The sequence below is a fragment of the Pseudomonas sp. ZS1P83 genome (genome assembly GCF_054897825.1).
This window is the reverse complement of the sequence record NZ_CM142706.1, coordinates 4,372,486-4,386,030: the sequence shown is the minus strand read 5'-3', so window position 1 is coordinate 4,386,030 and position 13,545 is coordinate 4,372,486. Positions and strand designations below refer to the sequence as shown.

Genomic DNA, 13,545 nt, shown 5'->3' with positions numbered 1-13,545 from the left:
CTGTTATTAACGACCGGCGGCCATGGCTTTATCGATCAGCCAGTTCAGGTTCGGACCACGAGTGGCATTCACTTCAACCGGGCGACCGGCGAAAGCGCTGTCCAGCGGCTCGTCAGGCTTGATCAGCACGCGGATGTCGGACGACAGGTCGGCGCTTTTCAGGCTGGTGCTGCTGACGATCGTGCCGCTGCGGGTTTTGTCTTCGCCGGCGATCTGGAAGCTGACGGCGCTGCCTGGAAGCACATCGCCGAACTGGCGATAGGAGAAGCGCGCTTCAACGTTGGCTTCGCTGTTACGCGGCACCAGTTGGAAGATCACGTCGCCCTTGCTGGCGTATTGACCGTTGGCGACCATTTGCTGCGCCACGGTGCAATCGCACGGCGACGTCAGGGTGCCGGTCATTTGCTTGCCGAACAGTTCTTCAACCTTGGCCGGTTGCAGTTGGTTATCGTCCAGATGGCCCTTGAGTACGTCGAGCATGCTGGTGCTGAACGTCGCCAGGGGGGCGCCTTTGGCCGCAACACCGTCGGTTTTCACCAGGCTCTGCACAGTGCCGTCGCGCGGCATGGTGATGTTCATACCCGCCACGCTGACCAGACCGGCCTGGGCGTGGCTGACGAAGTACATGCCGTACACCGACTTGAAAATGAAGCCGAATGCCGTCAGACCGACGAGGAAGATCGCGAAGCTGAAGGTCACTGCACGCAGACGACCGAACGCGGTCATGCCGTGGCCGCCATCCTTGACCTTGCGCGCCTTGGTGAAGTTATCGCGCTGCAGGGTTGCCAGCACTTCACCCATGCTGACAATGTCGCCGGCCAGGTGCGAGGTGATCAGGTGGCGCAGAGTGGAAATGTCCTGAGACTCGAGGTTCTGGAACTGGCAACCGGTACGGCCGGTTTCGCGCTCGTGGGAGCGGACCAGTAACTCGACGTCCATGGCCAGGCCAAGGTTATCGATGACGAACTGCAGGCGCGCCTTGTACACGTCGCCGATTTTCAGTGGCAACTGACCGGCGTTGAAGGCCAGACCGCCAGCGGAGAGGTCGAGGACCCGAGCTTCTACCGGGGTCCGGTCAGGACCGTAGAAGCGCAGCTTGGCCGGGATTTTCACTCGGGCGTGCTGGCGCTGGGCTTCTGATTCATGGACTACGTTGGCGTTGACGGCGGTATTCATATGGGCGATTTCCTAGTTAATTCAGGCAAGTTCGGTCAGACCATCATCAGCAGCACAGCAACAAAGATGCTGCCGGCGGAGAAGGTCATGGTCCGAGACGACCAGGTGTTGAACCAACGTTGAAAGCTGGCGAGATCACGGGTCAATTTGGTGTCCTGGCGAGTCCAGGATTGTTGGTCGAGGCGGAAGAACACGTAGATCTTCACCAGCGCGCCGACGATTTGGTTGTAATAGAGAATCGCCGGGTAGGCCGGGCCGATCTTGTGACCGGAGCAGGACAGCAGCAGGGTCAGGATCAGGCGGGTAATGCCGATCCACAGCAGGTAAACCAGGATGAACGCGGCGCCGTACTTGAAGGTGGCGATGATCGCGACCGTCAGGCCCAACAGCGATGTCCACATCGATACACGCTGGTCGAACAGCACCACCGAAGTGAACAGGCCGAGGCGTTTCATCCCCAGGCCCAGTGCGCGGGAGTTCTGGCGCAAGTTGTTGCCGTACCAGCGGAACATCAGTTTGCGACTGGCCTTGATGAAGCTTTTTTCCGGCGGGTGTTCCACGGTGTGAATGGCGGCGTCCGGCACGTAGAACGTGTCGTAGCCCAGGCGCATCAAGCTGAACCAGCTCGACTTGTCATCACCGGTGAGGAACTTGAAGCGGCCCAGGCGCCAGTGTTGCAGCGAGTCGCTTTCCACGTCGGCGATGAAGTCCGGGTCTGTCACCACGGTGGCACGGAATACTGACATCCGCCCGGTCATGGTCAGCACGCGTTTGGACAGGGCCATCGAGCACATGTTGATGTGTCGTTGGGCGAATCGCAGTTTGTGCCATTCGCTCATGATGTAGCCGCCGCGCACTTCGCAGAACTCGTTGGTGGTCAAGCCGCCGACATTGCCGAACAGCTGGAACCACGGCACGGTCTTGAGCACGACGCCTTCGGCGAGCACGGTGTCGCCATCGATCACTGCAACCACTGCGCGGTCGTCCGGCAGGTGGCGGGAGATGGCGCGGAAACCGTAAGCCAGGCCATCGCGCTTGCCGGTGCCGGGAATGCGCACGAAGTCGAGCTTGACGCGAGCCGGTGGGTTCATCCGGGCCCAAAGGCTTTTCACCAGCTTCTCATCGGACATTTCCACGATGGAGCAGACCATGGTGGTTGGCAGGCCGCAGTCGATCGCTTCGCGAATCACCGAGGCGTAGACCTGGGCGGTGGTCAGCGCGTCGATACGAAAACTGGTGACCATCAGGTACACATGTGACGGGTTTGCCGCTTGACCCAGCTTGCGCACTTTGCGCCGCAGGTGCGGGTAGACCACGTACAGAAACAGCATGCCGCGCAGAAAGTGCGTGGCACCCATCGAGTAGCGCCAGATACCGACGATACCGATCAGGAAGATGAAGTCCTTCGACTCTGAGTCGAACGTGGACGCAGGCAGCGCCATGGCGATGCCCATCAACAAACTTAGGTAAAACAGCCAACCGGCGGCCTGAAGTAGGCCGTGCTTTAGCCTGTGCATAATCTGCATCCGTCTCTATCTCGGGCGAGCCTGTGGGGTGGCCCGATGGGGTTAAGGCAGGCGAAAAAGCCGGGAGGGTTTGCTGGCGATATGAGCGCCGCAAACCCTCCCGATGCCGCTTGTTACCAGCAGATGCCTTCAGTCCGACCACTTGCGCTAGTGGCTTGGGACATGAAACCGACCAGGTCGATTACTTGCTTGCCGTGTGGAGCTTCTTGCGCCAGCGCGCGGAACTTCTCGTCACGGTTGCCGAGGATGATCACGTCGGAGTTGTTGATCACGTCGTCAAAGTCGGAGTTGAGCAAGGACGAGACGTGAGGGATCTTCGACTCGATGTAATCCTTGTTCGCCCCGTGAACGCGGGCGTATTCGACGTTGGTGTCGTAGATGCTCAGGTCGTAGCCCTTGCCGATCAGCATTTCCGCCAGATCAACCAGCGGGCTTTCGCGCAGGTCGTCAGTACCGGCCTTGAAACTCAGACCCAGCAGGGCGACTTTGCGTTTTCCGTGGCTGGTGACGATGTCGAAGGCGTTCTGCACCTGGGACTCGTTACTGCGCATCAGCGAGTTCAGCAGCGGTGCTTCCACGTCCAGCGAACCGGCGCGGTAGGTCAGGGCGCGAACGTCTTTCGGCAGGCAGGAGCCGCCGAACGCGAAGCCAGGGCGCATGTAGTACTGGGACAGGTTCAACGTCTTGTCCTGGCAGACCACTTCCATCACTTCACGACCATCGACGCCGACAGCCTTGGCGATGTTGCCGATCTCGTTGGCGAAGGTCACCTTGGTGGCGTGCCACACGTTGCAGGTGTACTTGATCATCTCGGCCACTGCGATGTCCTTGCGGATGATCGGAGCATCGAGCTCTTCGTACAGCGATTGCAGAACGTCGCCCGAAGCCTTGTCGAACTCGCCGATGACGGTCATTGGCGGCAGGTCGTAATCGGCGATCGCGGTGCTTTCACGCAGGAACTCTGGGTTCACTGCTACGCCGAAATCGACGCCGGCTTTTTTGCCGGAGCAGTCTTCGAGGATCGGGATGACAACGTTTGCGACAGTGCCCGGCAGAACGGTGCTGCGAACCACGATGGTGTGGCGGGTAGTCTTGTCACGCAGGACAAAACCGATCTCGCGGCACACGGCTTCGATGTAGTTCAGTTCCAGGTCGCCGTTCTTCTTGCTCGGCGTGCCAACGCAGATCATCGACAGATCGGTGGCGCGAATCGCCTCGGCGAAGTCGGTCGTACCGCGCAGGCGGCCCGTCTCGATACCTTTCTGCAGAAGTTCGCCCAGACCCGGTTCAACAATCGGCGATTTGCCGGCGTTGATCATATCGATCTTGTCTTTGGCGACATCGACGCCAACGACGTCATGGCCCCGTGCAGACAGGCAACCGGCACATACTGCACCGACGTAACCCAAACCAAATATGCTGATGCGCATCGCATTTACCTCTGTATTTATCAAGCCATAACATGGCCGGAGTTAATGGTGTTCAGCGGTTATAGTGCACTCGGAAGTGCGCCTTGAAGGCGCCACGATGCCGCGTGCAGGCATATAAGTTCCGAGTGTCTAAATAAGTTCACTCAAAATGTGCGCAACTAGGCTTTATTGTTATGGCTTGCCCTGTTATGCAGCAGATCTTCTAATCAGAAGACATTCGTGCAAAGGTCTTGCGCGCTCAATGCCAGGCCAGAAGCCCGTAAATCAAGCGGTTGGGTGCTCAGGTGAGCACGTTTATAGGGGCGCAGCCTTGGCCTTGTAGGGGATATTTATGAGGCTTATCTCCTATCCTTCATGTGTTGCCCAAATCAGGGACCCGTTCGCAGAAGTTAATGTGACAACTTTGCTAGGTGAATCTCTTCTCTGCGTAAGTTATCTCGTACAAGCGCCGAGAGAATGGTTACCGGTGGTATGAGCGACGCATTTGGACATAGTTCCTGTCCGCCCATCGCGAATTCTGAAATTTCTTGAAATATCGGAAAAGATGGCACTGCTTTCATATTGATAGCAACGCCTGTCTTACCCTTGATACATAAGGTTATTGTCGGATTAGATAGTTATGTGCCACTACCGATAAAAAAATTCAGTGCCACTACTGAAAAAAATCATCAAAGTCGAGTGAAACTAAAGTTAGTAAAAAGAGTGATTGTTTTTTGGCGCCAATGAAGTGGCAAATCGAGCGGGGATTGTTGGACGATCAAACGTCGGCGCACGACCCATTAATGAGGCGTGCACCGATCGGGTGCTTACTCTGGCGCGTGATCGCGCAGGAACACAAAATTGTCCGGTTTAGACTGCTCGGCGCTGTAGCGATAGCCTTGCATATCGAACTGCTTGAGGATTGCCGGGTCGTTGATGCGTTCTTTAATAACGAAGCGACTCATCATGCCGCGGGCCTTTTTCGCGTAGAAGCTGATGATTTTGTACTGGCCGTTCTTCAGGTCCTTGAATTCGGTATTGATGATGCGCGCGTTCAGGGCGGGGCGTTTGACCGACGAGAAGTACTCGTTGGAGGCCAGGTTCAGCAGCACGTCATCGCCTTGATCGGCCAGGGCTTCGTTCAGCCATTCGCTGATCCATGTGCCCCAGAAAGCATACAAATCCTTGCCCCGGGCATTCGCCAGTTTGGTGCCCATCTCCAGTCGATACGGCTGCATCAGGTCTAGCGGGCGCAGCAGGCCGTACAGGCCGGACAACATGCGCAAGTGCTGCTGGGCGTAATCGAAATCGGCTTCGCTGAAGGTTTGAGCATTCAACCCGGTGTAGACGTCGCCCTTGAATGCGAGCAATGCCTGTTTGGCGTTGGCGGGGGTGAACGCCGGCGTCCAGCTGCCGAAACGCGCGGCGTTGAGCCCGCCGATCTTGTCGGAGACGTGCATCAACTCGCTGATCTGCGCTGGGGTCAGTTCGCGCAATTGCAGGATCAGCTCCTGGGAATGGTCGAGGTATTGCGGCTGGGTGAAGCGCTGGGTCGCCGGCGGTGTTTCGTAATCGAGGGTCTTGGCGGGGGAAATCACCATCAGCATGAAGTCGTCTCCTTTAATCGTGGGGGCGATTCTAGGGGGTTGTTCATGCTGACTCCAGCTATGGACGCGATAGGCGCCAGACGGCGATCGTTCCCACGCTCCGCGTGGGAATGCCTCCCCGGACGCTCCGCGTCCGCTTTGGCGGTGACGCGGAGCGTCACTGGCTGCATTCCCACGCAGAGCGTGGGAACGATCATCGAGGCGGCGATCAGCTATAGTGCCGCGCGGGTTTTGTTATGGAGACATCCCATTGCGTATCGTTTTTCTAATCACGGCCTGGCTCTTGAGCTTCGGTGCCCTGGCCACTCCGAGTGATGTGGCGACGCTTGATCGCAGCACGTGGCCCGAACAGCTCAGCAGCCCGACCCTGTTTGACGTTGCGTCACGGGCCGAGATCCTGATGTTCGCCCGTGTTCTGCTGGCCAGCGAGTCTCTGGATGAAGGGAGCCTGGCCCAGCGCATTGGGTTGCGAACGATCAATCTGGAGTCGATCAACAACCTGCGCCAGCGCCTGTGGCTGCGCCTGCTGGCCAACTACAACTTTGCCCAGCAGAGCTGCGATCAGGATGCCTCCTTCTGTTTCCTGGTCGAAGACTTGGACACTCTGCGCCAGCAGGCCGCCAAGTTTCAGGTCAGCGATGAGAGCTACTACATAAAGTGGGCCGAGCCGAGCCGACTGTTCCATGCCCAGTACCTGGACGAGCAATTGCGCAAGGCGGCGCTGTTTCCGCAAAGCAGCAGTGAAGTTGATCGTTTTGGCGACTATGAGCGCAATGGCGAGGCGATGCATGACCGGCTGTTTTTGCTGACTTTCGACAGCGCCGCCAATGCCACGCCGGATAACACGGCCTGGGCCACGGAATACCTGCGCAAGTCGAACATGAGTGGCACGTTCTTCGTCCTTGGCAAGGACATCCAGGCCCGTCTGGCCGATCGCTCGGTGGCCAGCCTGCAAGCGACTTACTCAAAGCAGTGCATCGGCGTGCAAGGCTGGGAGTTTCGCTCCCACAGCCATTGGCAGGACTGGCAGGATTCGGTGCGACGCAGTGTCGAACTGGTCAAGAGCAAACTGCCCGAGAACTACGTACCATTGTTTCGGCCGCCCGATGGTCAGCGTCGTTCTGACGCTGAAGGCTTTTTCGAGTCCCAGGGCTTGCAGGTGGCGCTCTGGGATATCGACGCCCAGGACGGTGCCGGCAAGCTGAAAGCCAATCAGAGCGCGCAACGAGTGTTGAGTCTGATGCTGTTATGGCGACACGGGGTGATCAACTTCAATGTGAAACAGGATGCGCTGAAAACGGCGATGCCTTGGCTCATCACGCAAACGGCGCAAAGCGGAATCGGCTGGGAAGACTGTCAGGACGCGTTTCGCTGAAAACGGCGAAAGGTCGTAAACATTGGGCGAAGGGCGATTTTTGGTGAGGATTCGATGCAGGCGGACTTCCGACTTTAACGGGGTGATGGCAATCCGCCTAGTGCTATTGGTCACTCAGAAAAATAAACTTCAAAAAAACGTCAAAGTACTTTTTTCTGTCACAGGTTTTGGAGTATTACGAAGACAGACCGCCGAAACCTGCAACACAGGTGGCGTCTTCCAAGACCCCTGTGTGCAGTTCACTTGCATTTCGCTTTTTGTAGGTAGTGCGGGGTGAATTCGGTGGCCACTTCGAGGCGCAGCACTGTCACGGTATTGCGTCGACTGGCTCCCACAAAGGTGACCGAGTATGGATGATCACGGACGTAGTTCTTCCTCCAACCAGCCAATCCTTTATGTACTCGATACCAACGTATTGATTCACGATCCAAACGCCCTGCTTAACTTCGAAGAACACCACGTCGCCATCCCGATGACCGTGCTTGAAGAGCTCGACAAGCTCAAGAGCGGGCATCACAGCGTGGCTGCAGAATGCCGTCAGGCCATACGCCTGATCGACAAGACCCTGGGCGACGCCAGCCCTCAAGATGTCGAGCTCGGGGTTGCGATCCAGCGTGGCAAAAGTGGGCCCAAGGGCTTGCTGTCAATTCTGATGAGCAAGCGTGCCGAACCGAACATCATTCTGCCCGAGCACCTGAACGACAACATCATCATCAACCAGTTGATCGACTTGCACGCGCGCGAACCCAATCTGCCCGTGGTGCTGGTCACCAAAGACATCAACATGCGCCTCAAGGCCCGGGCTTGCGGGATCGCGGCCGAGGACTACAGCACCGACCAGCTGGTCGACGACGTGTCATTGCTTCCCAACGGTTATCACAACATGACCGGCTCCTTCTGGGACCGCGTGAGGAATGTCGACACCCGCCAGGATCACGGCCGCACCTGGCACCAGGTGCAGCTGATTGACAACCTGCCGGCGGTGCACATCAACGAGTTCATCATCGATGAACAGGGATTTGTCGGCTGGATCAAGGAAATCCAGAGCGACAAATTGCTGATTCTCGACCTGCATCAGGAACCCCTGTTGCACCAGGAAGCCTGGGGCCTTAAACCGCGTGACATTTATCAGAGCCTGGCGCTGTACGCCTTGCTTGATCCGGATATTCACCTGGTCAATCTGACCGGTGCGGCCGGTTCGGGTAAAACCATCCTCGCATTGGCGGCGGCGATCGAGCAGACCATGGTCAGCAAACGCTACCGGCGCATCATCGCTACCCGTAGCGTGCAGGGCCTGGACCAGGAGATCGGCTTCCTGCCCGGCACCGAAGCGGAAAAAATGGAGCCTTGGCTGGGCGCCATCACCGACAACCTCGAAGCCTTGCACATGGATGACGAAAACACCCATGGCAGCGTCGATTACATCCTCAGCAAAGTGCCGTTGCAGTTCAAATCCCTCAACTACATTCGAGGCCGCAGCTTCCAGCAGAGTCTGATCCTGATCGATGAATGCCAGAACCTCACGCCGCACCAGATGAAAACCATCATCACCCGTGCTGGCGCCGGTTCCAAAGTAGTGTGCCTGGGTAACCTGGCACAAATCGACACGCCTTACCTGTCCGCGACCAGTTCCGGGCTGACGTACCTGACAGAGCGCTTCAAGGATTTCCCCAACGGGGTGCACATCACCCTGCAAGGGGTGCCACGTTCGATACTGGCCGAATACGCCGAAACGCATTTGTAACCTCCTCAACAGAGCCGGGCGGCCTGCGCAGGCCGCCCGGTTTTTTATGGCCGAAATTTGACCCACAGGTTTACAATCGGGGCTCCTGATCAGGAGTATCCCTGTGCTGACTCATCTCGATTCCCAAGGTCGCGCCAATATGGTCGACGTCACTGAAAAAGCCGTAACGTTCCGTGAAGCAACGGCCCAAGCGCTGGTGCGCATGCTGCCCGAAACCCTGCAGATGATCGTCAGCGGCGGTCACCCCAAGGGTGATGTGTTCGCCGTGGCGCGTATCGCCGGTATTCAGGCCGCGAAGAAAACCAGCGATTTGATCCCTCTGTGCCATCCGCTGCTGCTCACCGGCGTCAAGGTCGAGCTCAGTGCCGAAGGCGACGACACCGTGCGCATCGTCGCGCGCTGCAAGTTGTCGGGACAGACCGGCGTAGAGATGGAAGCCCTGACCGCCGCCAGCGTCGCGGCGCTGACTATCTATGACATGTGCAAGGCCGTGGATCGCGGCATGACCATCGAAAGCGTGCGGTTGCTGGAGAAACTCGGTGGCAAGAGCGGCCATTTCCAGGCGGATCAGCCATGAACGTCACCGTGAAGTTTTTTGCCCGTTACCGTGAAGCGCTCGGCGTGGAGTCTGTGAACGTGGAAGGCAATTTCGCCACCGTCGACGATGTGCGCGCGCTGTTGGCCCAGCGTGACGGTGCCGATGTGTTGAGTGAACAGAACCTGATGTGCGCCCGCAATGAAGACTTGTGCCAGCTCGATGAGCCGGTGAGCGATGGCGATGAAGTGGCATTTTTTCCGACCGTGACCGGAGGCTGAACCATGGCGATTCGCGTGCAGTCCACGGCGTTCGATCCGGGTGCTGAAGTCAACGCCATGCACGCCGCCAATGTGGGCGTCGGTGCGGTGGTGAGTTTTGTCGGCTATGTTCGCGACTTCAATGATGGGCTCGACGTCGCCGGGATGTTTTTGGAGCACTACCCGGGCATGACCGAAAAGGCCCTTGGCAAGATCGCCGCAGAGGCTGAGCAGCGCTGGCCGCTGCTCAAACTTGAAGTGTTGCATCGCATCGGCGCCCTGGAACCGGGTGAGCCGATCGTCTTCGTCGGCGCTGCCAGCGCCCACCGCCAGGCCGCGTTCGATGCCTGCGCCTTTGTCATGGACTACCTGAAAACCCGCGCACCGTTCTGGAAGAAAGAAAACACCCGTGATGGGGCACGTTGGGTTGAAGGGCGTGACAGCGATCATGCGGCGGCGGATCGCTGGAAGCAGTAAGTTCTTTTGGCGCCTGCAAATACGCCTTCGCAACACCCGATCTCCTCCCGACCACCGGCCGGCACATCTTCATTTGCCCTAATTGACGGTCCGTACATAAAAGTCCAGTATGGAATTATATGTACAAATAAGCCTTCCCCGTTTTAGTTTTTTCTTCTGTCTTGCCAAACCAACAACAACCCGCGAGAGAACGAACATGAAGAAACTCCCCCTCATTACCGGTCTGGCTATGAGCCTGTTGGCGTGCAGCTCCTTGTTCGCCGCCGATAAAACCCTGCGCATCGGCATCGAAGCAGCTTATCCACCGTTCGCGTCCAAAACCGATAAAGGCGAGATTGTCGGTTTCGACTACGACATCGGCAATGCCCTGTGCGCGCAGATGAAGGCCAAATGCGTATGGGTCGAAGGTGAATTCGACGGTCTGATTCCTTCCCTTAAAGTGAAGAAACTCGACATGGCGCTGTCGTCCATGACCATCAACGAAGACCGTAAGAAGTCGGTGGATTTTACCCACAAGTACTACTTCACCTCATCGCGTCTGCTGATGAAGGACGGCGCGGTCGTGGATGATCAGTACGCGAGCCTCAAGGGCAAAACCATCGGCGTGCAGCGCGCAACCACCACAGACCGTTACGCCACCGAGGTTTTTGAACCGAAGGGTATCAACGTCAAGCGTTACAGCAACAACGAAGAGATTTACATGGATCTGGCAGCCGGTCGCCTCGATGCCATTTTTGCCGACACCATTCCACTGAATGACTTCCTGACGATGCCCCGTGGCAAAGGCTATGCGTTTGTCGGACCGGAGCTCAAGGATCCGAAATACGTGGGCGAGGGCGCCGGGATTGCGGTGCGCAAGGGCAACACTGAATTGGTGTCCGAACTGAACACTGCCATCGACGGCATTCGTGCCAATGGCGAATACCAGAAGATTTCAGAGAAGTACTTCAAGTCTGATATCTACGGCGACTGATCAATCGCTTGCGGGGGGGCTTTTTCACGAAAGTCCCCGCGCGGTTCCGATTTTTGAAAAAAGCTTCAACGTTAATCCCTTCTTAACCGGCTCGTCGTCTATTCCCCGATACCCAGCTGTGCGCGCCGGACTCTCAAAGGTCAGGGCCAGCGTGTAGACTTCGGGCAATCGATATTCAGAAGGGAAACGCAATGAGCGAGGAAACAATGCGGTTGGGCCGTGAACGGCGCTATCTGGTGTTGCTGGGCATCATCTGCCTGGCGCTGATCGGCGGCGCGCTGTACATGCAAATAGTTCTAGGCGAGGCGCCGTGCCCGCTGTGCATCCTGCAACGTTATGCGTTGCTGCTGATCGCGCTCTTCGCGTTCGTCGGCGCGGCCATGCGCACCCGCCGCAGCATCACGGTATTTGAAACCCTGGTGGTGATCTGCGCCCTGGCAGGCGTCGGGGTGGCCGGGCATCACGTCTATACCCAGTTCTACCCGGCGGTCAGCTGCGGCATCGATGTGCTGCAACCGATTGTCGACGGTTTACCACTGGCGAAGATCTTCCCGCTGGGCTTCCAGGTCGACGGCTTCTGCTCCACGCCGTACCCGCCAATCCTCGGTCTTTCTCTCGCTCAATGGGCTCTGCTGGCCTTTGTGCTGGTCGTGGTGCTGGTGCCGCTGCTCACCTCGCGAAACCGTAAAGCGCTTCGCTGAAGCCATCCGCCGCATCGCTGCGTCACACAAAAAAACGCTCCGGTCCTCATTGAGAGGGCCGGGGCGTTTTGCATTTTAGGGCTCAGGTAAAATGACCTTGATGCGCGACAAGTCTGGGTGCGACACATGTGCGACATGTTGTCACAGCAGGAGTGTCGCAAGGCATTTCAACGCGCCCAATTGGTAGCGTGTCACGCAACAAAATTGGTCTTTGTCACCGTCGGGCGACTTCAACCCGAAAAATCTGGAACAGGCAGTTTTAACAGGCCTTGGCGAATTGCCAGAGCCCTTGTCACATAGGGGCTTGGGCGAGGTCGGCGAAGGGGGCAGAGCCTTCGATACTGTCTGAACTGCCTGAGGTAGACCTACTATTTTTGGTGTTTTTGTTGAGAATCTATTTCGATACCATGGCGCACTTTTGCAAATACCGTTATTGATTGTTGCTGGAATGGATAAAAATTATTTCGGGATGAGACATGGTTTATAAAACGTTACATATCTACAATCGCCCGCACTGAATTCCCGGCACTGCTCACCCCTGAGCAGGAATAGGGCGTCGAGAGGCCAATTGGCTTCATACGACTCCCAGGTGTCGGTGCCTTCCAATTATCCGCACCAAATGGAATTGGTCTGTAACAAGGCCTTTGACCACGAATTCGAATAAGAACTCAACGCTAGCCCAGGATTTGTCGAACAGCGTCTGACGCGCGACGGGCAGCCACTTATTCAATCCAAGAAAAATGCCAACCCTTGGCAGGGTGAAGTGTTGGCGATCAAAACCCAACTGCATTGCGCAAGCTGCTTTAGAGGTCGTGAGATGAGTAAAAACAGGTACCCCAGACTACTAGGCTTATTGCCGCTGCTCGGCACATTGCTGCTGACAGGCTGCAACATGACCTTGCTCGATCCCAAGGGCCAGGTTGGCCTGGATGAGCGAAACCTGATCATCACCGCGACGCTGCTGATGCTGTTGGTCGTGGTTCCGGTCATCGTCATGACCTTCCTGTTCGCCTGGAAATACCGCGCGTCCAACACCAACGCCGTTTACACGCCGAAGTGGTCGCACTCCACCAAGATCGAAATCGCGGTGTGGGCTGTACCGGTACTCATCATCATTGCCCTGGGTTATGTCACCTACAAGTCGACCCACGCACTGGACCCGTACCGTCCGCTGGAATCCGACGTCAAGCCGATCACTGTTGAAGTGGTCGCGATGGACTGGAAGTGGCTGTTCATCTACCCGGAACAGGGCATCGCCACGGTTAACAAACTGGTGTTCCCGGCTAACACGCCTATCAATTTCAAAGTGACCTCCGACACCGTGATGAACTCGTTCTTCATCCCGGGCCTGGGTGGCCAGATCTACGCGATGGCGGGCATGCAGACCAAGCTGCACCTGATTGCCAACCAGAACGCTGAATTCGACGGTATCTCCGCCAACTACAGCGGCGCGGGTTTCACCGGCATGAAGTTCAAAGCTATCGCCACTTCCCAGGCGGATTTCGATGCCTGGGTCAGTGATGTCAAAAAGGCACCTAAACAGCTGGAAAAAGCTGAATACGAAGCCCTTTCCAAACCAAGCCAGAACAACCCAGTAGAGCTCTACTCCTCGTTCACGCCGAACCTGTTCCAGATCATCGTCGACAAGTACGAAGGCATGAATCCGGGCAAGCCGATGCACCACGAGAAGAAAGAGAAAGAAGTGGCCCATATGGAAGGGATGGACATGAGTTCGCATTCAGCCGCCGGGGCAGAGGAGTAA

At 57.1% G+C, this 13,545-nt stretch carries 12 protein-coding genes; 8 read left to right on the top strand and 4 right to left on the bottom strand.

Annotation, left to right across the window (positions count from 1 at the left end; translation table 11 throughout):
- Positions 1 to 6: 6 nt before the first annotated feature.
- From ACYZT0_RS20815 to yaaA, 4 genes are all read right to left on the bottom strand, one after another.
- On the bottom strand, positions 7 to 1,176 hold the full coding sequence (locus tag ACYZT0_RS20815; protein WP_462042796.1) for a PilZ domain-containing protein: 1,170 nt from the start codon (positions 1,174 to 1,176) through the stop codon (positions 7 to 9).
- A gap of 35 nt (positions 1,177 to 1,211) precedes the next feature.
- The gene (alg8, locus tag ACYZT0_RS20810) at positions 1,212 to 2,693 is read right to left on the bottom strand and encodes a mannuronan synthase (protein ID WP_462042795.1); all 1,482 of its coding nucleotides are present in this window, start codon (positions 2,691 to 2,693) and stop codon (positions 1,212 to 1,214) included.
- 122 nt (positions 2,694 to 2,815) lie between these two features.
- A complete protein-coding gene (locus ACYZT0_RS20805; protein ID WP_462042794.1) occupies positions 2,816 to 4,132 on the bottom strand; it encodes a nucleotide sugar dehydrogenase in 1,317 nt (438 codons plus the stop codon).
- 806 nt (positions 4,133 to 4,938) lie between these two features.
- A complete protein-coding gene (gene yaaA / locus ACYZT0_RS20800; RefSeq protein WP_462042793.1) occupies positions 4,939 to 5,718 on the bottom strand; it encodes a peroxide stress protein YaaA in 780 nt (259 codons plus the stop codon).
- 250 nt (positions 5,719 to 5,968) lie between these two features.
- On the opposite strand from yaaA, the gene ACYZT0_RS20795 reads away from it, so the two are divergent.
- The 8 genes from ACYZT0_RS20795 to cyoA all read left to right on the top strand — a co-directional run bounded on the left by ACYZT0_RS20795 (position 5,969) and on the right by cyoA (position 13,545).
- Complete coding sequence (locus tag ACYZT0_RS20795; RefSeq protein ID WP_462042792.1) at positions 5,969 to 7,093, top strand: polysaccharide deacetylase family protein; 1,125 nt, start codon at positions 5,969 to 5,971, stop codon at positions 7,091 to 7,093.
- 349 nt (positions 7,094 to 7,442) lie between these two features.
- On the top strand, positions 7,443 to 8,837 hold the full coding sequence (locus ACYZT0_RS20790) for a PhoH family protein (protein WP_462042791.1): 1,395 nt from the start codon (positions 7,443 to 7,445) through the stop codon (positions 8,835 to 8,837).
- Between the two features lie 103 nt (positions 8,838 to 8,940).
- Positions 8,941 to 9,414 (top strand): cyclic pyranopterin monophosphate synthase MoaC, encoded by a 474-nt coding sequence (moaC, locus tag ACYZT0_RS20785; RefSeq protein ID WP_033061025.1) that lies wholly within the window; start codon positions 8,941 to 8,943, stop codon positions 9,412 to 9,414.
- Positions 9,411 to 9,653, top strand: a complete 243-nt coding sequence (gene moaD, locus ACYZT0_RS20780) for a molybdopterin converting factor subunit 1 (protein ID WP_462042790.1) — start codon at positions 9,411 to 9,413, stop codon at positions 9,651 to 9,653. Before moaC ends, moaD begins: the two co-directional genes overlap by 4 nt.
- Positions 9,654 to 9,656: 3 nt before the next feature.
- Complete coding sequence (gene moaE / locus ACYZT0_RS20775) at positions 9,657 to 10,109, top strand: molybdopterin synthase catalytic subunit MoaE (protein WP_462040347.1); 453 nt, start codon at positions 9,657 to 9,659, stop codon at positions 10,107 to 10,109.
- A gap of 196 nt (positions 10,110 to 10,305) precedes the next feature.
- Positions 10,306 to 11,082 carry an ABC transporter substrate-binding protein gene (locus ACYZT0_RS20770; RefSeq protein WP_462042789.1) on the top strand — a complete coding sequence of 259 codons (777 nt, stop codon included), beginning with the start codon at positions 10,306 to 10,308 and terminating at the stop codon, positions 11,080 to 11,082.
- 191 nt (positions 11,083 to 11,273) lie between these two features.
- Positions 11,274 to 11,783 (top strand): disulfide bond formation protein B, encoded by a 510-nt coding sequence (locus ACYZT0_RS20765; RefSeq protein ID WP_462042788.1) that lies wholly within the window; start codon positions 11,274 to 11,276, stop codon positions 11,781 to 11,783.
- 817 nt (positions 11,784 to 12,600) lie between these two features.
- The gene (gene cyoA / locus ACYZT0_RS20760; protein ID WP_462042787.1) at positions 12,601 to 13,545 is read left to right on the top strand and encodes a ubiquinol oxidase subunit II; all 945 of its coding nucleotides are present in this window, start codon (positions 12,601 to 12,603) and stop codon (positions 13,543 to 13,545) included.